This window comes from Methylocystis heyeri (assembly GCF_004802635.2).
In the GTDB taxonomy this organism is placed as follows: Bacteria; Pseudomonadota; Alphaproteobacteria; order Rhizobiales; family Beijerinckiaceae; genus Methylocystis; species Methylocystis heyeri.
Map to the genome: position 1 here is coordinate 3060386 of NZ_CP046052.1, position 20848 is coordinate 3081233.

The following is a 20848-nucleotide window of genomic DNA, read 5'->3' on the forward strand; positions in this document are numbered from 1 at the left end:
GTTGCATTCGGCTGCGTCTCGCGCGGCCTGTCGTGATTCATTGCGAAACGCGAGACGCCTCGACCGCCTTGACCGCTTCGCCAAACCGCTGGGCTATCTCGTCGATTTCGGCGAGCGTCGCGACGAGGGGCGGAAGAAATCTCACGACGACGCCATGGCGTCCGCCGAGCTCGACGATCAATCCGCGACGCAGGCATTCTTCTTGAACGCGCCGCGCAATCGCGCTCGCAGAAGGGACAACACCGACGCCGGCGGCGGCGCCGACGCTTCGCGGATCGTGAATCTCCACGCCGCGCATCAGACCGCGGCCTCGCACATGACCGATGCAGGACGTCTCGGCGGCGATCCCGGTCAAGAGGGACTGGAGCCTCGCCCCGGCCGCCTGGGCGTGCCGCTCGAGATGGTTGGACATGACAAAGCGGATAGCCGCCGCGCCCGCTGCGAAGGCGAGCTGATTTCCCCGAAAGGTGCCGGCATGCGCTCCTGGACGCCAGACGTCCAGCTCTCGGCGGTAGAGGATCACGGAGAGCGGAAGCCCACCGCCGATCGCCTTGGAGAGGATCACGACATCCGGCAGGATGTCCGGCTGCTCGAAGGCGTAGAGACGTCCCGTCCGCCCCAATCCCGTCTGAACCTCGTCGACGATGAGCAAGACGCCATGACGCGCGGTTATCTCGCGCACTTTGCGCAGCCAATCGTCCGGCGCCGGATTGACGCCGCCTTCGCCCTGAACGATTTCCATAATCAGCGCGGCCGGCGGCAGCAGTCCGCAACTCGGATCTTCGAGCGCGGCCTCCAGGGAGCGCGCGCTGATTTCCGCGCTGGCCTGCGCACCCATTCCGAAGGGGCAACGATATTCGGAAGGAAAGGGCAGAAACTGAACGTCCGCGGCGCGCCCTTCGGCGGGGATTTTCGGCGCCGTGTCGCCGGTCACGCTCATCGCGCCCTGCGTCATGCCGTGATAGGCCCCGTGAAAGGCGAGTACGCCTTTTCGCCCCGTAGCGGTTTTCACGAGCTTCAACGCCGCCTCGACCGCGTCGGCGCCGGTCGGACCGCAAAAGTGAATCTTGTAATCCTCGGCGAAGGCCGCAGGCAGACTCTCGAAGAGCGTTCTCGTGAACTCGTCCTTGAGCGGCGTCGGCAAATCGAGCGTCTGAAGCGGCGCCCCATCGTCCAGCGCCTGACGGATCGCCTGGATCACCGCGGGATGGCTATGACCCAGCGCGAGGGCGCCGGCGCCGGCGAGACAATCGATATAGTCACGCCCGTCGACGTCGCGCACGACGACGCCGCGCCCCGATGCGATCACGATGGGCAGGCGGCGGGGATACGCCCGTGCGTTCGACTCGATCGTCGCCTGCCTTTCGAGATAGGCGACGCGCGAAGAGACGCCCGCAGCGGAAGGCGCAGCCGCGCCATTCCCGACCATTCCGCCACAGGCCTCTGCGGACGAAGCCTGCTCCCGATTGATCGGCGCCGGGGAATGAAACACATTGACCTGCTGCAATCGTGCGACTCCACTCGGTTCACACGCGAGAGGGCCCGGGCGCTCTATCGTCCCCACTCTGCTTCCCCCTCGCAGGATCCTTTTCGGCGCCTTTTGGGCCGACTTTTTTTTTGCGATGGAGCAGCGCACCGCTCGGCGCGCACTTCACCTGACTAGTGGAGACGTTCGTCCGCGCCCAAACACGACAGGTTCAAAAAAATATTCCGGCTCTTGATGTTTTTCGAGCCGGCGCAATCGATCCGCGGCCGGTTAAAACGTTATCAGGATTGGTTGAAATTCAGATTCCACCACGGCTTTGACAATGGTTGACAGCAGTTGACGGGATCGTCGACACTCTCTTCTACTGCGCCGGTCAGAGAAGTTTCCCCAGCGCGCGCACGGCTCCAAAGCGTAATCTGAACGAATTTGAAAACTCTCCGGTCGACGCGCCGCGCGCTTGTCCGGGTTAGATTGAGAAAGTTGTCGTCCTATGCGGCGTGTGTTCGTCTGGCTGCATCGATATGTCGGGCTCGCCCTTGCGACCTTCCTGTTCATCGAGGGGGTTACAGGCGCGCTGATTGCCTTCAGGGCGGACCTGCAGGGCGTATTTGATCCCCGCCTCGTCGCCGCCAAGCCGGCGCCCGACGCCCGGCGCCTCGACCTGGCGACGCTCGCAAAGCGCGCCGAAGCGCTGGAGCCGAAGGAGCATGCCGCATATTTCGCCGAGAATTCCGAGGATCGCGCCACCATTCGCATGTATGGCCGGCGCAATCCGGAAACCGGCGCGCGCTACCCGGACGAGCCGTTTTTCGTCTTTCTCAATCCCTATACGGGAGAGCGCCTCGCCGCGGCCGAGCCGACGACGGCGACCGCTCGCTTCCTCGCCGCCGTGATGCCCTTCGTGCTCGCTCTTCACGTCAATCTCGCGATCGGCGAAACCGGATTGTGGATACTGTTCGTCGTCGCTCTGTGCTGGACGATCGACTGCTTCGTCGGCTTTTATCTCACGCTGCCCGTAACGCTCGAGAAATTCTGGGAGCGCTGGAAACCAGCCTGGCTCGTCAAATGGCGCGGGAGCTTCTATCGCATCAATTTCGATCTGCATCGCGCCGGGGGCCTCTGGCTGTGGCTGATGCTGTTGGTCTTCGCATGGTCCAGCGTGCAGCTCACCGACCGGCTCGACGTCTATGACTGGATCATGAGCCGGGTCCTCCCCTATCGCGGCGGATCGGAGGACAGCGCGCTGTTCCCTCAGCGCGAAAGCAGCGCGCCCTTCACGCTCGACTGGAAAGAGGCGCAGGCTGCGGGCGAGCGGCTGATGGATGAAGAAGCAGTCAGGCAGGGCTTCAAGGTCGTGCGGCCGCATTCCTTGAACCGCTTCGAGGAATCCCGTCTTTACAACTATACCGTGGTCACCGACCGCCCATTTCCGCAGGACCAGATGGCGACGGTGTTCTTCGACGCGGACACGGGCGCTTTTCATGCGCGGATGTACGCGAGCGATGGAAAGATCGGCGACTTGCTCACCAGCTGGTTGCGCGGGCTGCACATGGCCAGAGACCCGATGGACTTTGCAATCTACCGGCTTTTCATGATCGTGGTCGGGCTGGGAGTCGCAACATTGTCGGTCACGGGAGTCTACATATGGTGGAAGAAGCGGAGCGCGCGACAACGAGCACGCGACTCGTCCACTGAATTGCGGAGCGCGCGGGACGCGCTGGCTATCCCGGGCGAGAGATCCTGAACTGTGAACCACGCTCCAGGCTCCCTTGTCGTTCGCGCCAGATCCATGTTACTGGCGCCGCTTGCGAGCTTTCCCGCCGCACGTCTCCAAGGCTTTCGGCTGACTGATTTCCATCGCAAGCGCGGTTCGTCGGGACACGCGGGATTGCGTCCCGATTACACGGCTAAACTTATGGGGCCTTTTAAAAAATTCTTTGGGTCGAGGCGAGGCTACGCTCTCATTGCGCTTGCGGCGGCCTTCGCGGCCGCCTATTTCGCGGGCGTCTGGCTCGCCGCAGCCCCCGCGCCGAAATACACGACCGCGAAAGTCCAGCGCCGCGACATCGAAAGCACGGTGCCGGCCACGGGCCTCGTCCAGCCGATCCGCCAGGTCGACGTGGGAACGCGCGTATCCGGCCAGTTGAAATCGCTCAAGGCCAAGCTGGGCGACCACGTCCGCGTGGGCGATCTCCTCGCCGAGATCGATCCGCTCGTGCCGGAAAACGAGTTGAAAGCGGCGCAGGCCAATCTCGCCAATCTCGAGGCCCAGAAGCTCTCGGCGGTCGCCAAGCTGCGACGCGCGAAACTGGAATTCGAGCGGCAGCGCGGCATGATGAAGGGGGCCGTGACCTCGCGGCGCGACCTGGAGGCGGCCGAAGCGGAGCAGCTCGCCGACGCGGCCAGCGTGAATGCGCTCGACGCGCAGATCGCCCAGGCCACCGGCCAGGTCGGCGTAGCCGCCGCCAATCTCGCCTACACGAAAATCACCGCCCCGATAGAGGGCGAGGTGGTCGGCGTCCTGACGCAGGAAGGCCAGACGGTCGTCGCCGCGCAGGTCGCGCCGGTGATTCTGCGGCTCGCGCGGATCGATTCCATGACGATCAAGGCGCAGGTTTCGGAAGCCGACGTAGTCGAGGTGAAGGTCGGCCAGAATGCCTATTTCACCATCATGGGCGACCAGGAGAGACGCTATTCGGGCGCCTTGCGCGCGGTCGAACTGGCGCCGCAGAGCTACTCGGAGGCGTCGACCTCTCAGACCGGCGCGCAATCTTCGGGCGCTTCGAGCGCCGCCAGCGGGGCCGTGTTCTATAGCGCGCTGCTCGACGTTCCGAACGCGGATCGTCGCCTTCGCATCGGCATGACGGCCCAGGTGTCGATCGTCGCCGGCGTCGCGAGGCAAGCGCTGATCATTCCCTCAAACGCATTGCGCGGCCAGGGGGACGACGGCCGCTATATCGTTCGCGTCCTCGGCCCCGGCGGCAAGATCGAACAGCGAAGGGTGCGCGTCGGCGTCAACAATCACATCGAGGCGCAGGCGCTCGACGGACTCAAGGAGGGCGAGGACGTGATCACGGGGGAGATCCCCCCCTCCCAGGATGACAAATCATGAGCGGCGCGGCGACGCCTTCGACGAACGACGCGCTTCTCGAGCTGCGCGGAGCCGTCCGCCGCTACGCCTCGGGCGATCAGCAAGTCGTGGCGTTGCGCGGGATCGACTTCTCCGTCGGGCGCGGAGAGATGGTGGCGCTTATCGGCGCCTCGGGCTCGGGCAAATCGACGCTGATGAACATCCTCGGCTGCCTCGATCGCCTGAGCGAAGGAAGCTATAGGGTCGCCGGACAGGATACATCCGAGCTCGGCCCGGAGCAGTTGGCGGAGCTGCGGCGCGCGCATTTCGGCTTCATCTTCCAGCGGTACAATCTGCTCTCCCAGCTCTCCGCCCAGGCCAATGTCGAAATGCCGGCCGTCTACGCCAATCTCGACGCGCAGGAGCGCCACGCCCGCGCCAGGGCGCTGCTGGAACGGCTCGGTCTCGGCGGCCGAGCGACGCATCTCCCCAGAGAACTCTCAGGCGGTCAGCAGCAGCGCGTCTCGATCGCACGGGCGCTGATCAACGGCGGAGAAGTGATTCTCGCCGACGAGCCGACCGGCGCGCTGGACAGCGCCAATGGCCGGGAGGTCCTCGAGCTTCTGATGGAGCTGAACCGGCAGGGCCACACGATCATCGTTGCGACCCATGACTTTCACGTAGCAGGATGCGCCCAGAGGATCGTCGAGGTCGCCGACGGCGTCATTGTCTCGGACCGGCGAACCGACCGCGCCGCGCCGCGCCCGATTCCTCACGACTCCGAGCCCACGCTGGTCCCGGCCCCGATTTTTTCGCGATCGCCCTGGGAGCGTTTTTTCGAAGTCACGAAAATGGCCTGGACGGCGCTGCTGGCGCATCGTTTACGCTCCGGGCTGACGCTGCTGGGCGTCGTCATCGGCATCGTGTCCGTGACGATGATGGTCGCCGTGGGGGAGAGCGCCTCGAGAGTGTTGGAAGACAAGTTCGGTTCCGTTCTCAAGCTGAAGGAGCTCATCATCTATCCCGGCCATGTCGCAGGAGACCCGTTCGGGCCGAGAATTCGAACGCTCAAGCCGTCTGACGTCCAGGCGCTGCGTCGAGAGCCCTATGTGCTGAGCGCCACCTTTCAGACATATACGACGGCGCTTTTGCGCTACCGCTCCTTCAACCGCGACGGCTCGGCGGTGGGGGTCGGTCCGGGTTACTTCGATTTTCAAGGCTTTCATATCAAGCTCGGGAGCGGCTTCACCCAAGAGGACTTCGACCGGCAAGCGCCCGTGACGGTAATCGACGATAGAACTCACAAGCAATTCTTCGGGGACGGCAATCCGTTGAACAAGGTGATTTACATAGGCTCGCTTCCCTGTGTGGTGGTCGGGGTCGTGGCCCAGAAGCCGGGTTGGGCGGAGCCTGGGAACCGTCTGTCGGTCTTCCTCCCCTATACGACGAGCAACGCCCGTCTGACGGGCCGCAATTATCTCGACATGGTGTGGGTGCGATTGCAGCAGAACACGACCGGAGAGGAGGGAGTCGAGAGGATTTCCAACCTTCTGGCCGAGCGCCACCGCGCCAAGGACGTCTGGGTCGACAACAACGACGCGAGCATCCGCGCCATGGAATCCTTTTCCTGGTCGCTGAGAATGCTGCTCGCGGCGATCGCGGCGATCTCGCTGATCGTGGGCGGCATCGGAGTCATGAACATCATGCTCGTTTCCGTCTCTGAAAGGGCCCGGGAGATCGGCGTGCGGGTCGCCGTGGGGGCGCGCCAGGCCGACATCCGGCGTCAATTCCTCATCGAAGCCGTCGTCCTCTGTCTGATGGGCGCCGTGCTCGGCGTCCTTCTCTCCTTCATTCTGAGCTATGCCGCGACCTATGCGCTGCCGCCAGGCTGGGATATTCGACTCTCCGCCACTGCTATTTTGGCTGCGACGCTTTGCGCGGCCTTGACCGGGCTCGTGTTCGGCTATTTCCCAGCGCGCAACGCCGCCGCGCTCGACCCCGTGGATGCGCTCTCCCGTGATTAGAAGCTGGCGCACATCGGCGCTTTGCGGCTCGGCGCTCACAGCGCTGCAAATCGCGGGCTGCGCAGTGGGTCCCGATTTCGCGCCGCCTGCGCCGCCGTCGGTCGAGCGTTACACGCCGCAAAAAACCGCATCGCCCGGCGAGGGCCAGCGTTTTCGCGAGGGGGCGGAGGTTCCCGCGCGCTGGTGGACCGTGTTCGCGTCGCCGCGTCTCGACGAGCTCATCGACGAAGCGATCGCCGCCAGCCCGACCCTCGAAGCGGCCGAAGCGGCCATTCACGCCGCCGATTTCAACGCCTCGGCGGCTGCGGGAGCCTGGTTTCCGCAACTCGCATTGACCTCCGGCTCGACCTACAATCTCTCTTCCGGAGACGCGACCAATTCCACCGTCCTGCAGACCCCCTTTTCCTACTTCACCAAGCAGGTGCAGGTCAGCTACACGCTGGATGTCTGGGGCGCGACGCAGCGCCAGGTGGAGTCCCTCGAGGCGCAGCGCGAGAGCCTGACCTATCTGAAGCAGGCGGCCCAGATGATGCTCGCCGCCGATATCGCCCATGCCGCTATCGAAGAAGCGATGTTGCGCGATCAGATCGCCGCGACCCGCCGGATCGTCGCGCTCGAGGAGGAGCGTCTCAGGCTGCTCGAGCGGCAGTTCGCCTATGGCGCCATCGCCTCGCCCGAAGTCCTCTCGCAGCGAACCGCACTGACGCAGGTTCTCGAGACCCTGCCGGGTCTGGAGAGCCGGTTGGCGCAGCAGCGCAATCGGCTCACGGCGTTGGCAGGACGTTATCCTTCTCGGGAGATCGAGGCGACCTTCGAACTGTCTCAGCTCGCTCTGCCGCGGGATCTTCCCGTGAGCCTCCCTTCACAACTCGTGAAGCAGCGTCCGGACATCAGGACCGCCGAGGCCAACATCCACGCGGCGAGCGCGCTCGTCGGCGTTGCAGTCGCGGCGAGATTGCCCAACGTCACTCTCACCGCCGTGGGCGGCACGAGCGCATTCCAGCTCGCCCAGCTGTTCGCGCCCGGGACCGGTTTCTACACGCTGGCGGGAGCCGTCGCGCAGCCCGCTTTCGACGGCTTCGCGCTGCTCGACAGGCAGCGCGCGGCCGAGGCTTTGCTCCAGCAAGCCGAGGCGCAATACCGGGATGTGGCGCTGAAGGCGTTCGAAAACGTCGCAGACTCGCTGCGAGCGCTTCAAAGCGACGCTCGCGCGGTCGCTTCCGCAAGAGCCGCGGAAGCGACCTCCAAACTATATCTCGACAAAGTGCGCTGGCGACTGAAGCAGGGCGATGTCTCGCAGCTTGTCGTCGTCGACGCCCAACGCGCAGTTTTAAACGCGACGAAAACGAGAATAGAAGCCGAAGCGCAACGCCTCGCCGACTCGGTCGCCCTCTTCGTCGCGCTCGGCGGCGGATGGGGGAAGAAAGAAGATCGATGACGCGCCGAACAAGAGTTCAGGCGCTTCCCTCATCCTCGGAGAGCCCTCTGCACGCCGTCGCCGGGCTCGGCGCTCGATCAGAACGTCGGAAGCCGACGACGCAGATCGCTCCCGCGGCGGCGATTACGGCGGCCGCAAAGAGACACCACGCCGTTATGACGGCCCGAGCCAGAAGCGGAGCCTCGGCTGCTGCGCCAAAGCCGATCGAGAGCCACAAAATGTCCGGCGAGCCCTCGGCGAAGTCCTCGACATGGGATCGCATCTCCGCATCGTCGAGCGTCGCTCCATAGGAGTTCAGGCTGCCGTTCAAGAGACGATAGATGTTCCTCGCTCTGATCAGCGGAACGACCCGCCACGGATCGCCGAGAAAATAAGCCTGATTTTCGAGCAGCGGCGAATAGGCGAGGGCTGCCGTCTGACAGGCTAGAGCTATGACGATGTTCATGGCGACGAGGCTTCGCGTCAGCGGCCTGAAGGACGCGAAACCTTGCGCAGCGAAGGCGAAGCCCAGGAGACAGAGCGCTTGGGCAGGCGGCAAGTGATGTCTCGGCCCCCAGGATCCGGCTCCCCCGTTCCAGTAATAAGACCCACCGTAGATCAGCGCCAATCCCGCCAAAGCGACGAGGGAGGCGACGACTGCGAGCCGCCGGGAATGGGAAACGCTCCTCCAGTTGAAGGCCAGGAACATTACCGTGAAGACGAGGAATGGCGAAAAAAGAAAAAGCGACCGATCCGCGGAAAAGAACGGCCCGAGAAACCCCGCCGCCCTATCGTAGCCGAATGGATAGGCTTCGGGATAGCCGCCGACGGCCGCATAGGCTTCCGCGCATTCCTTCATGTAAGTGCTGAACCATTCCCCGAAACGAAAATATTGATAGTATCGATCGACGAATATGAAAGCGCAAAGTGGAGCGAAGAGGCATACCATCCCTTTGAGGGCCTGCCGGGATATCGCCCACCGCAGCCTCTCCGGCCAGGAAAGATCGCCCTCTTCCGCAAACAGAAAGACGAGGACAAGCCCCGGGGCGTAGACGAGGTTCGGCAATTTCATCAACACATTGAAGCCCGCGAGCGTCCCGCAAATGGCGCAATTCAGATAGAGTCTGTTCCGCCGCGCTTTCAAGGCGAAGACCATGGCCCCGACGTAGAACAAATACATCTGGTTCGTCTCGGCGACGTCCTGCATGTAGACGATAAACGGCGTCGCGAACAATAACAGCGCCGCCGACGCCATTGATTGCCTCTCGGAGAAACCGAGCAACAGCAGCAAGTCATATGACAGAACTATCGCGAACGCGTTCAATATGGAAAAGGTCACGAAATTCACGACCGTCATACGCTCCTGCGAAAAACGATCCGCATCTTCCGATCCTGCTGCGCCGTGAAGGCTTCCGATAAGGGACGCCGCCAGAATATCCGACGGCGCCATCAGCAATGACTGGCCGAGCGCGAATTGCGCATAGAGCTTTCCATCTTTGCCCGGCAGGACGCAAAATCCCGGGCGGGCCATGATGTTCCAATAGGTCGGATGCGCTGGAATGGAGCCTCGGCTCTGGTATTGCGCCACCTGGGGCTGATCCGACCACAGCCAGTGCGTCACTTGAAGCCGCTGCTGGGTGTCGGCGTCGGAGAATTCGCCGCGCGTGACCGCAAGGAACGCGGCGAGCGTCAGAAGCGCCAGAAGCAAGCGAGGTCGCCGCATAAACAGATCTCTTCTCTTCCGCTGAAGCGGGCGATGCGTAGCCCGGGCTCATGGCCCGGACTGTCCGAATTATCGAAGACCGCGAGGAGAGCGATCTAGGGCTTGTTGAGATTCATCGCGAATTGATGAGCGCGGCGGCGAGGCGGATCATGGCTGTGAAGCTTTGATCGGTTTTGTCGGCGCGCAGGGCGATCCGCTTGAACTCCTTGAGTTTGCCGAAGAAGTTTTCGATGAGGTGACGGGCTTTGTAAAGCTCGATGTCGATGGCGAGAGGCGCGTTTCGTCTTGGATGTTGGGAGATGACGATTTGCGCGCCGCGCTCGTTCAGTTCGGCGACGATCCAGTCGCTGTCGAAGGCCTTGTCGGCGAGCAGCGCGCCAAATTCGACGCCCTCGATCAAAGGCGCGACGCCGACCGTGTCGAAGCGTTGCCCCGGCAGCAGAACGAAGCGGACCAAATTGCCGAGCGCGTCGGTGAGCGCGAGGATTTTGGTGGTCCAGCCGCCTTTGGATTTGCCTATGGCCTGGCCCTGAGTCCCCCTTTTGCGCCCTGTCCATGGCGGTGGACCTTGACGATGGTGGCGTCGATCATGGCGTATTCCATGTCTGGATCGTCCGACACGGCGTCAAACATCCGCTTGAACACATCGGCCTTCACCCAATCGCGAAAGCGTTTGAACACGGTGTTCCACTTGCCGAAGGCGGGAGGCAGATCGCGCCAGGGGCTGCCCGTGCGCGCAATCCACAAGATCGCCTCTAAAAACAATCGCCCATCGCTCCCGGTCCGGCCGGGATCGGAGGGCTTGCCAAGACAAAAGGGCTCCAGCTTCGACCATTGGCCGTCCGTCAGACAGAATCGGGGCATTGCAAACTCCTTTCGGAGCTTGAATCATCCTTCCACCAAAATGGGAATCCTGATTCTCAACAGGCCCTAGAGCGCGTTCGGTTTAAACGCAGTCGAACGGGCTCCAGGCCTCATTGACGGGGCATGTTCTTTTCCAAAAACCGCTTCGCACTTTTTGGGAACATGCTCGAGACCGGGCTCGGCTCGATTCCGGCAGAGTTGGGTCTTTCCAATCATGTCCCCGGGGAGCGGCCTGTCTTGTGATAGACATGTCTCCACGCCTTCACCATATGACGGTCGATCGTGCGCACGGAAACGCCGAGTTGCTCGGCGATTTCCGGGTAATTCAGCCCGACCACCCTGCTCAGCAGAAAAGCTTTCCTGCAAAGGGGAGGCAATTCGGCGAGCGCGCTTTCCAGCCTTCGGAACTCCATCGAGACCTCCATCGAGGCTCCGCTGTGCCCAATCTCGAAATCCCCGCATTCGAGTTCGCACTGCCCGGCTCTGACCTTGGCCCTTCGCAGTTGATCGATGGTCAGATTGGCGGCGATCTTGAACAAATAAGCGCGCGGAGATTGCAGCAACGAAGCGGCGCCGTTCTGCATGACGTGCAGATAGGCGTCCTGCACGATATCCTCGCTTTCCTGGGGGCCCAGCCGGCGGCGGACGAACCTTCGAAGTTCGCCGGCATGGTTGTGGTAGAGGGCGGCGATCCCGGGGTTAGCGGTCGACATGGCCTGCTCCTTCAGAACGAGACCAGGTCGGCAGTCCACGCGTCGGCGAACGCTCGGATTGATAACGCGGTTGTTGAAACATGAGAAATCCCTGCAACGAGCAAAAGGCGACCGGACAGGCCGCGGAGGCGAAGAAACTCATGCGGCCGCGTCGCCGGCTTTGAATTCGCAATCGAAATCCCAGACGCATATGCGCTGCGGCGCTCGCGTCGCAAGCGAAGCCGCCACAGGCCCTTGCCGCATCTTTCGAAGCGCAAAGCCGCGTTCAGGATTTTAGTCGCGAGATGCCTGGGAAGTTTGGCCGCGTCACGCCAGTCGGGGCGGTCCTCGCGCGGCGAATCGAGAAAGAATGAAAGAACGCGGAGGCGTTTCGAGCGTCGAAACAAAAACGGTTGCGCCCGACTCTGGTTCGGCGAGGATCTCCGCAATGACTGCGACGAAGCCGATGAAGCTCAGTCCGCCGCAACCTAAAATGCAACAGTGACCCGCATGGCTTCCGGAAGCCGGAGCGCCGGGAAAGCCTTTGCCGCAATCGGCGCTGTTTTCAAATGCCGGAGAGGATGTCGCATGGAGCGCGTTGGGCAAGCCGAGCGCAAAGAAGACTGCAAGCGCTATCGCAAGAGCTGCGATGCGTTTCTTCCAGCTCCTGAGCAGGTCGCTCCCCATAGGGTCCCCTACAGCGCTTCCACGACCGACCCGTCCAGCAAGCGCATATTCGATTCAGGATGTTTCGAGCGTCGCCCGATCATAGTGAATTCGAACTTACGAAATTTGTGAACTGTCAGCCTTAACTTCCATAACATCGAACTGCAGAGCTTGCAATATATCCGTAATGTCGGTTGTCGAAAGTCGGCGCGTCGCGCGAGAACTTTTCGTTTTCAACTTGGCGGCGAACATTCATTCCATCCGCATTGTGAGTTTCATCGCTTCGCGCGCGCTCGGAGAGCGCCGAGTATCCCGAACAGCCTGTCGAGAAACTCGCTTTCCCGACGCTGCAGGAAGAAGTGCCCGCCAGGGAAAAGCTCGACGGCGGATTGCCGAGACGTTTCCAGACCCCAGGCGTCCAGCGCTTCCGGCGTCACTTCATCGTCCCGCCCGCCGAACGCGAAGATGTCGACGTCGAGAGGCGGGAGGTCTTTTTTCCGAAAGCTTCTGCATGCGGCGAAATCAGCGGTCGCGACGTCGATCGTCAGACGTAGCAGCTCGGGATGCTCGAAGAGCTCTTTCGGCGTACCCTCGAGACTGCGCAGCTCCGCGACGATCGCATCGTCGTTGTCCAACCTGGACAGACGCTCGTCGTCGCGTCGTGTCGGCGCCGAGCAACAGGCGACGAACATTGCAAGGGGAAGACTGCAACCCCGTCCAGCGAGTTCATGAGCGACGCCATAACAGAGCAAGGCTCCAAAGCTATGCCCAAAGAATGCGAATGAACGCGGCAGGTCGCGCTGCCGCTCTTCGCTCAGTTGCCGTGCGAGGCGTTCGAAATCGAAAATGAGCGGCTCGCCGAAACGCGCGCCCCGCCCCGGCAGCTCCACCGGCACGACCTGCAGCCAGGGGGGAGACCTGCGGCGCCATGAATAATAGACGGAGGCGCTGGCGCCGGCGCAGGGAAAGCAAAAGAGCGTTATCTCTGGCGTGGGCATGTTTCACGGGGCGTGAAGAACGGGTTGGATGCGCGAGGGTGACGGCGCCCTGAGCTTCGCTTCGTCTAACTGATGCAGCGAAAGAAGGGAAGCCGGATCCTGCAACATTGGGCCACGCGCGCGGCGGGCGAAAAAAGTTTCCGCGCGCAGGATCGAAGATGTCGTTTTTTGGCGCTTCGGCGCGTCTTATCCGTCAATGCGGCAGGCCCGGAGGGCTCCTCATGCGGAGCCGCGCAACGACCTGTCCGCTTTGGGGTTGTCGCCCTCGCTCAACTTTCTCGAAAGGCGCGTCAATGATTTCAAAGGGCATAACCGTAGCATGGCGATTCTCGTCACGCGCGCAGGCGCCCCAGCGCCGTATAATGGCGGCGATTGGAGCCATCCTGCTCTTCAGCCTCGTCCTCATCTTTCGGTTTTTGGAGCAGAGGTTGGGTTGGAGCGTCATCCATGAATTGCTTTCGCCCGAGCGCCAGCTCTGCTGGATCGATATTCTGACCGCAGCCTCCTGCATGGCTCTCTTTGACCCCGCCCAACTGCGGCATGCGCGATCGCCGTCTCGATATGCCGACGCTAAGGCGGGAGCTCCGATACTATTGCACGCTTACGCAGAGGCTTCGGCTTCGGGCCGGCGCCGAGTTCCAGGCGCACACTAGAGCGTTTCCAGCAGAAGTGGACGCCGGTTCGGCGTGGGAAACGCGTTAAAACAAGAGCCTAGAGTGTTTTCAGTTTTCCTGAAACGTGAAAACACTCTAGCCGTCGCCTTCGTTCAGGGACGCAAATTGCGCAGAGCCGCGAACTGCCTCAGCATCGCAGACAGGGAAAATCGGGCGCATGCTGTTTAATTCCTATGCGTTCATTTGCGCTTTCCTCCCTATCGCCCTTCTCGGCTACCACCTGACGTCCAAATTCGGCCCGACCGCCGCCGCGGCATGGCTCGTCCTGTCCTCCTTCGTTTTCTACGCCTATTGGAACGTCGCTTTCGTTCCGATGCTGATGCTTTCGATCCTGTTCAATTTCCTCCTGGGGAGGTTCCTGCTCGGCTTCGGCGACAAGCTCGAAGGCGACGAAGACAGTCCGTCCATGAAAGCCGATATCGCGCTGGCGTTCGGGATAGTCTGCGACCTGATTCCTTTGATGTATTTCAAATATCTGACAGCGATAGTGGACTTTTTCCATAATCTCGTCGGAATCCCGGGCGACGACCAATCCATCATCCTGCCGTTGGGCATTTCCTTTTATACCTTCACCCAGATCAGTTACCTGGTCGACTGTCGACAGGGACAGGCGAAGGACCTGGACCTCGTTCGCTATGCGTTGTTCGCTTCATTTTTCCCGCATCTCGCGGCCGGGCCGCTCCTGCATGTCCGGGAAATTGCGCCCCAGCTCCTCGATCGCAGAATCTATGCGGTGAGAACGGAAAACCTCCTGTTCGGCGCGCTCTATTTCGTCATCGGCCTTTCGAAGAAAGTGATCCTGGCCGATCCCCTGGCCCGCGAGGTTGCGCTCGGCTTCGCCCATCCGGCTGCTTTCGGGACGCTTTCGAGCTGGGGCTATGTTCTGGCCTATTCGATGGAGCTCTACTTCGATTTTTCGGGTTATTCCGACATGGCGATCGGGCTCGCCGCCATGTTCGGGATCAAGTTCCCCTTGAATTTCAATTCGCCATACAGATCGCGATGCATCATCGATTTCTGGCAGCGCTGGCACATGACCCTGACCCGCTACCTGACGCTTCTGCTCTACAATCCGATCTCGCTGCTCGTCGCCCGCCGCAGGCAAAAACAGGGCCTGCCCCCTTTTCGGCGCGGCGTGGTCGACATGCCCGCTTTCCTCGAATGCGTCGCGGCTCCGACCCTCGTCACCATGGCCCTCGCCGGCGTGTGGCATGGAGCCGGACTGCAATTCCTCGTTTTCGGCCTGTGCCACGCATTCTATCTCACGGTTAATCAGGCGTGGCGCGCCTATGGCCCGAAGCCTCGGGAGGCGGCGCCCATCGGGATCAAAGCCTCGATCGTCGCGGCTCAGGTGATCGTGACCTATCTCGCGGTTCTCGTCGGCCAGGTTTTCTTTCGCGCCGACTCGATAGGCGAGGCGATGACGACGCTCGGCGGCATGCTCGGCCTCAACGGCTGGACGACGCCGGACGACGCCGGGATGCCCATGCCCTATCTCGATCTGGCCGAACGTTTCTTCATCGTATGGGCTCTCCCCAACAGCCAGACGATCATGCAATGGCTGGCCTCGCACGCCGCCGCTGCATCTTCGCTGCGTTTGAACTACGCCACTTCGCTCGCCGCCGGACTGCTGCTCGGCTGCGACCTGCTCATGCTGCCGGGTTCCGCGGTTTTTCTGTACTTCCAGTTCTGAGCGGGTTCGCAAAGAAAATTTCATTCTCCGGCCCGCCGCACACGCATGAGCGCCTCTCGCGCCTGGAAATCCGCCAAGGTCAGCGCATAGAGCGCGGAGCCGTCGGCGCGGCGCTCCAGGGTCGAAAACCCCAGCTTCTCATAAAGGCCTGCGACCATGGCATTTTTTTCTGTCGGAAGATATTCGCCGACGAGTTGCGTCGCGCCGAGGCGCCTCGCCTCCTCGGCGACGATGTTCAAAGTGGCCTGCTCGACCATGCGGCCCAGCACCCGGCAGCTCATGAGCCAGGTGTCGATCACGCAGCGTTCCTCTTCGTCGAGGCGGCCGATGACGACCGCGATGACGCCGTTGTCGCCGAAGCGATCCTCGAGACGCAGCTGAAGACCGAAGGCGCGCGGATCTTCCATCACCGCGGCTGCCTCAGCCTCGGTATAGCGCCGGGTCCGCAGATTGAACTGATTGGTCTTGTTGATGAGCTGCGCCGTGCGCGCCAGGCCCAGGGAGTCGAAGCGGCGCCATTCGAGCTCCATCTCCAGGCTGCGAAGATAGGTGGGAAGGTCCGTCGCCGCCGCCTGCAGTTGCGCGCGCACTCGATTTTGCCGATACATGGCCATACGCGCGCGATCGTCGTCGGTCGCGCCGAGGGACTCGAAATAGCCCGCGTCCGAAAGAATTTGCGGCGTCAGGGCGGGATCGTCGTCCGGGATTTCAGGAACGGCGACCTGCGGCAGCTCCTTGCGCACGAGATTGCGCTCAAAAGGATTGTCGTCGAGGAACACGAGGCTGTCGAGGCCGATGTTGAGCTCCTGCGCAATGCGGCGCAGATTGGTCGCCTTGTCGTCCCAATTGGCCATGAAACAGGCGATGTGATCGCGCTGGAGGATCATCTCCGGATGTCTGTCGAAGGGCGCATAGGCGTTTTCCGCGTCGTTCTTCGAGCAGACCGCGAGAATGACGCCGCGCCGCGCCAGCCCCAGGGCGTAGCTCTGCACGGAAACGTAAGCTTCCCCGAGCGCGCTGCCCTGGCCGAGGACAACGCCGTCGAGCCCGTCGTCGCCGACGACGCCGCCCCAGAGCGTGTTGTCGAGATCGAGAACGAGGCATTTTTTGGAGCGTCCCTGCATCGCCGCAAGAATCCGCGCCACCAGATCGCCATAGAGCGGCGATGCGATGGGGCTGATCTCCTGCTTCGCGCGTAGCCAGAGCGCCGGATCGCACCATGCGCGCACGCCATCCTGTGCGGCCCGCTCGTCGAGATTCAGGATCGAGACGCCGCTGCGATCAGCCCTTGCCCGCAGCGCGGCGTTGAGTCTCGCGACGGCGCGCGCGGGCGAGGCTGCGAGGCGATGCTCATTGGCGCCGAGCAGATGCGGAAACACAGGCGGCAGGGTCTGCTGGATGACGGCGGCGCCGAGGCGCGCGGTAAGCCGGCTCCAACACAATTCGAGACGCGCGAGAGTTTCGCCCAGCGCCGCCTCGGCCTCGGCTTCGTTCGCAGCGGAGGCGACGGCGCCCGCCAGATGGCGCGCGTCGAGCGCTATAAGCACGGCATTCGGCCTGAAGGCGTAAAGCGCCGAACTCTCGTCCAGCGACTCCTGCAGATATTGGCCATAACCCGCTTCGTAGATCGACGCCCACAATCCGCGGCGCGCCGCAGCGATGCGAATGCCGGAGCGTAAATGCGCGAGCGTCGAAGAACCGAGCAGCGCGAGTCTGATCGGCTCGCCCGCGACGCCGCGAGGCGGATCATGGGCGAAATATCTGCCGAAGATTCGGTCGAGCCGCTCGGTCTCGAGAAAACCGAGCCGCGCGCCGGCGAGCGCCACGAAGTCGGACCAGGAGGCGCCCTCCTGCTCCATTTTTTTGACCGCGATCGCCCAATCGTCGGAGGGAGGCGGAAGCCAGGAGAGTTCGAGTTCCAACGGCCTTCGCCCCCACTGTGACTGCTCAATCGCTTACGCGCGGACAGGACGCAATGCGCGCGCTAGAACGACACCTTGATCAACCCCCGGATCGTGCGCGGCGTGCCGAGCACCGAGTTGTTCTGGTAGGCCAGGCTCCAACCCGCTTGGGGCGACGACAGCTGATCCCAGGACATCGGCACGAGGCCGCCCTGAAGGTAATAGGTCTTGTCGAACAGATTATCGACGTTGAGCTGAGTGTGGATGTTGTAGCCGTTGTACAGGAAATCATAGCCCGCGAAGACGCCGACGAGGCCGTAGCTAGGGGTTCCCTGTCCATAAATATAAGTGCCGTCGTTGTTGTAATGGAAGAACGGCAGATATCCGGTGTAGTCATATCTCGCGCCGACCTTCAGACCCTGCAGCGAGCCGTTTCTGAACTCATAGGATGACGCGATGCTTCCCTGGTTGCGCGGCACATAGGGAAAGGGCGACCCGATCGCGGGATTGTAGCCGGCCCCGAAGGGCGAAGCCTTGGTGACCAGGGCGTCGGTGTTGGCGTAAGCGAGATTCACGCTCCAGCCGGGCATGATCTCGCCGCCGATGTCGATTTCGAGTCCCTGCGACCGTCCCTGGCCGACCAGAATCTCGTGTATCTGGTCGTTGGGAATGCCGACCGGAATATTGGTCTTGACGAGGTGATAATAGGCGAGCTGGGCTTGCAGCCTCTGGTCGAAGAACTGAAATTTGACGCCGGCTTCCTCTTGCTGGCCTGCGCTCGGAGGATTGGGCAGGTTCGAGCCGAGGACCAGATAGCCGTTGTAGTTGGGGCTGTAGGATTCGACGTAATTGCCGTAAAGACTCATCCACTCGTAAGGCCGCCAGAGCAGAGCCGCACGCGGCGTGACCCTCTGGTTGACGGTCTGGGTTTTCATTGTCTCGAGAGCCTGTACGCAGGGGATGGAAAGGCCGTAATTGTTCGGATAGCCGCAGGTGTCGTCAGTGGTCGTCTGGAAGCGGCTGTTGACATACTGGTAACGACCGCCGGCGAGGATCTCGAAATCATAGGGAAGCTTGATCTGGTCCTGAATATAGGCGCCGACATTGTCGCCCTGCTGGCCCGAGGCCGCAGAGGGAGCATATAGCGAGGGCGTCGTCGCAGGAGCGGTCCCGAACACGGTCAGCGACCCGAACGAATTTGCCAGAGTGTTGAGGAGCCGACCGTTGTAACGGTAGTAGTCCGCCCCGAGCAGCATGGTGTGCTGGAGCTCGCCGGTCTTGACGTGGCCGACCACGTCCAGATTGGTGACATAGGTCTGCTGGGTCCCGAAGCTGGGATAGCCGCTCTCCACAAGCTGCGCATTGCCGGGCAGGAAGGCGCCGGTGAAGTTGCCTGCGCCGCAATAGCCCCCGGGCGAGATGCAATCCGACACGAGGATGGCGCCGGTCTGGGTGTAGGTGTGGTTGACGGTCTGCCACAGAAAGTTCTGCTGGACCGACCAGTCCTTGTCGAAGTCGTGGTGCCAGGTCACAGTGGCGAAGTTCTGCTTCTGGGCGTCGGGAGACGGCGGCCCCGGATTCCAGCTGCGGCCCAGCCAGAGCGGAAGAACGTTGTTGTAGGTCAGATAGGACAGAAAGACCTGGTTTATGCGGTTTTCCTGATATTGATCGCTGACGCGGATCCAGGTGTTGTTGTCGACGTTCCACTTCACCACGGGATAGAACATCACGTTCCGATTGTAGCCGTAGTCCTGGAACGATCCGTCGTTTTCGTAAGAGGCGATGAAGCGATAAAGAAGGCTTTTATCCGCGGAGAGCGGTCCGGTCGCGTCGAGCACCGTACGATAGGACTGATAGCTGCCGACCTGCTGCTGAATCGAGTAGGCGGGCTTTTCCAGCGGCTGCTTCAAATTGAGGTTGACGATGCCGCCGGGCTCCACGGCGCCGTAGAGAATGGCGGCCGGACCTTTGAGCACCTCGACATTTTCGACATTGGCGAAGAGCGTGCCGCCGATCCCGGAGGTGCCGCCTTGATAAGTGTCCAGCCTCACGCCGTCGCGGTAGTAGGTGCTGGTGGGGAAGCCGCGCAACACGACGGCGCCGAAGGAATAGCCGAAGGAGCTGCCGCCGCCGCCGGAGAAATAGACGCCGCTGACATTGCGCAGCGCCTGCTCGATCGAGGTGACCTGCTGGTCTTCGAGCATCTGGTTGGTGACAGTCTTGGTCGAGAGCGGCGTTTCGATGGCTGGCGTGTTGACCTTGGTGCCGATCGACTGGACCGGCGCCGCATAGGACTTCGGGTTGTTGCAGATGTCGCCGGCGCACATCTCGCCGTTATTCCCGATGCCGATGCTCGTGCCGTTTCCGCCCGCCCCTCCGGTTCCGCCGCCGTCGCCGCCGGCTGGACCGGGCGGCGCGCCCTGGACAACTTTCTCGGCGCCGACATCGATCATAGGCAAGCTCTCCTGCGCCCGGGCCTCGACGACGACCGCGGCTGCGGCGATGGCCGCCAGGGATGCTTCCAAGAAAAGGCGTTTGGTTTTCATCAGGGATCTCCCGCGCCGCATCGGCGGCGCCGTGACAGGACAAATTCTCAAGAAAAGAGAGGCGGCGCGCATGACGAGACGCCCCCTCGAGCGAATGTCAGTATTTCGCGACGACCGGGGCGGGCGCGAACCAATGCCAGTGGTAGTTGACGCCGGCGCGCACGGCGTGGCCGTTGAAGCGCACAGACGACCGATAGCCCGCGGAATAGAGCAGGGTCGCCGCGCCATTGGGCGGGGCCGCCGCGAAATTGATCGCGGCTGTCTGCGCGCCGAGGTCGTAGTAGAGATATTCGACCTTGGCGCTCCAGTCCGGGCGGAACATCCATTCGAGCCCGCCGCCCGCCGCCCATCCTATTTTCGCGTCGTTGAACTGGGCGGAAAGCGCTGAAGCGGTGAAATTCGGATTAGCCGAACTTATGAAGAGGGCGTTCGAGAAATTCATTCCGCCATAGGCGAGGCCGCCGGATCCGAACGCCAGCAAAGTGGGGGTGACGAGATATCCCAGGCGTCCGCGCACCGTGCCGAGATAGTTCAATGACTTGTTGAGGCTCGACGTCGTGGTGAGGAGCGCCTGGGTCGTCGGCTCCAGCGCGGCGCCGGAGAGATTTTTGTAACTGCCGAGCGTCGAGCCTTGCACATCAGCCTCGACGCCCGCGAGGAAAGCGCCGAACTGCCAGTTGAAACCGGCCTGGCCGCCGCCGATGACGCCCACATTGCTCAAGGAGCCGCCGAGCGGCGTGGAGGCCGCGACGGCGGAGCCGAAATAGGTCGGACCAAAGCCCAGTCCCGATTGATCGGCGAGATCGTTGTAAAGCGGATAGGCGCTGGTGGTGACGCTCGGGCTGGCGTCGAACACGGCGCCGACGTTGGCGCCGAAATAGAAGCCCGTCCATGTCGGCGGCGACGGCGGAACGACGGGCGGAGCCTTGAGAATGGGAAGATCGGCGGCGAGAGCCGACCCGGCGGAACAGGCCGAAAGGATCACGGCCCACAGGGCGCGAGTTTTTTTCATCGTGCGAAATCCTTGAGTGTTTGCGACGTCGACGCGCCGCGTTCCACCCGCAACGGAGCCGACTGCAATGAGCGGACTCCGA

The 20848-nt window shown here is 62.3% G+C and carries 14 protein-coding genes; 5 read left to right on the forward strand and 9 right to left on the reverse strand.

The window, feature by feature from the left end; genetic code table 11:
• Positions 1–37 precede the first annotated feature (37 nt).
• A complete protein-coding gene (locus H2LOC_RS13830; RefSeq protein ID WP_246206838.1) occupies positions 38–1507 on the reverse strand; it encodes a diaminobutyrate--2-oxoglutarate transaminase in 1470 nt (489 codons plus the stop codon).
• A 469-nt stretch (positions 1508–1976) separates the two neighbouring features.
• Between H2LOC_RS13830 and H2LOC_RS13835 the strand changes: the two genes are divergently transcribed.
• The 4 genes from H2LOC_RS13835 to H2LOC_RS13850 all read left to right on the forward strand — a co-directional run bounded on the left by H2LOC_RS13835 (position 1977) and on the right by H2LOC_RS13850 (position 8018).
• Positions 1977–3230, forward strand: coding sequence for a PepSY-associated TM helix domain-containing protein (locus H2LOC_RS13835; RefSeq protein ID WP_136497569.1), 1254 nt, complete (start codon positions 1977–1979; stop codon positions 3228–3230).
• Between the two features lie 171 nt (positions 3231–3401).
• Positions 3402–4598 carry an efflux RND transporter periplasmic adaptor subunit gene (locus H2LOC_RS13840; RefSeq protein WP_136497570.1) on the forward strand — a complete coding sequence of 399 codons (1197 nt, stop codon included), beginning with the start codon at positions 3402–3404 and terminating at the stop codon, positions 4596–4598.
• Complete coding sequence (locus tag H2LOC_RS13845; RefSeq protein WP_136497571.1) at positions 4595–6580, forward strand: MacB family efflux pump subunit; 1986 nt, start codon at positions 4595–4597, stop codon at positions 6578–6580. Before H2LOC_RS13840 ends, H2LOC_RS13845 begins: the two co-directional genes overlap by 4 nt.
• A complete protein-coding gene (locus H2LOC_RS13850; protein WP_246206839.1) occupies positions 6573–8018 on the forward strand; it encodes an efflux transporter outer membrane subunit in 1446 nt (481 codons plus the stop codon). Before H2LOC_RS13845 ends, H2LOC_RS13850 begins: the two co-directional genes overlap by 8 nt.
• Positions 8019–8034: 16 nt before the next feature.
• Here the strand turns inward: H2LOC_RS13850 and H2LOC_RS13855 are convergent, their stop codons facing one another.
• From H2LOC_RS13855 to H2LOC_RS13875, 5 genes are all read right to left on the reverse strand, one after another.
• Complete coding sequence (locus tag H2LOC_RS13855; RefSeq protein ID WP_136497573.1) at positions 8035–9720, reverse strand: hypothetical protein; 1686 nt, start codon at positions 9718–9720, stop codon at positions 8035–8037.
• Positions 9721–9832: 112 nt separating this feature from the next.
• Positions 9833–10584 (reverse strand): IS5 family transposase gene (locus H2LOC_RS13860; RefSeq protein WP_202620455.1). Its coding sequence is split into 2 segments (ribosomal slippage): positions 9833–10254 and positions 10254–10584, totalling 753 coding nucleotides; the frame shifts between segments, so codons are not numbered across the junction.
• 212 nt (positions 10585–10796) lie between these two features.
• Positions 10797–11297, reverse strand: a complete 501-nt coding sequence (locus H2LOC_RS13865; RefSeq protein WP_136497574.1) for an RNA polymerase sigma factor — start codon at positions 11295–11297, stop codon at positions 10797–10799.
• A 920-nt stretch (positions 11298–12217) separates the two neighbouring features.
• Entirely contained in the window at positions 12218–12940 is a 723-nt protein-coding gene (locus tag H2LOC_RS13870; RefSeq protein WP_136497575.1) for a thioesterase II family protein, read from the reverse strand.
• 332 nt (positions 12941–13272) lie between these two features.
• Complete coding sequence (locus tag H2LOC_RS13875; RefSeq protein ID WP_136497576.1) at positions 13273–13482, reverse strand: hypothetical protein; 210 nt, start codon at positions 13480–13482, stop codon at positions 13273–13275.
• Between the two features lie 289 nt (positions 13483–13771).
• Between H2LOC_RS13875 and H2LOC_RS13880 the strand changes: the two genes are divergently transcribed.
• On the forward strand, positions 13772–15307 hold the full coding sequence (locus H2LOC_RS13880; protein WP_136497577.1) for an MBOAT family O-acyltransferase: 1536 nt from the start codon (positions 13772–13774) through the stop codon (positions 15305–15307).
• A 20-nt stretch (positions 15308–15327) separates the two neighbouring features.
• On the opposite strand, the gene H2LOC_RS13885 is transcribed toward H2LOC_RS13880, so the two are convergent.
• The 3 genes from H2LOC_RS13885 to H2LOC_RS13895 all read right to left on the reverse strand — a co-directional run bounded on the left by H2LOC_RS13885 (position 15328) and on the right by H2LOC_RS13895 (position 20766).
• Positions 15328–17229, reverse strand: a complete 1902-nt coding sequence (locus tag H2LOC_RS13885; RefSeq protein WP_136497578.1) for an HAD-IIIC family phosphatase — start codon at positions 17227–17229, stop codon at positions 15328–15330.
• 62 nt (positions 17230–17291) lie between these two features.
• On the reverse strand, positions 17292–19754 hold the full coding sequence (locus H2LOC_RS13890; RefSeq protein ID WP_162009771.1) for a TonB-dependent siderophore receptor: 2463 nt from the start codon (positions 19752–19754) through the stop codon (positions 17292–17294).
• Between the two features lie 97 nt (positions 19755–19851).
• A complete protein-coding gene (locus H2LOC_RS13895; RefSeq protein WP_136497580.1) occupies positions 19852–20766 on the reverse strand; it encodes an outer membrane protein in 915 nt (304 codons plus the stop codon).
• Between the last annotated feature and the right edge of the window lie 82 nt (positions 20767–20848).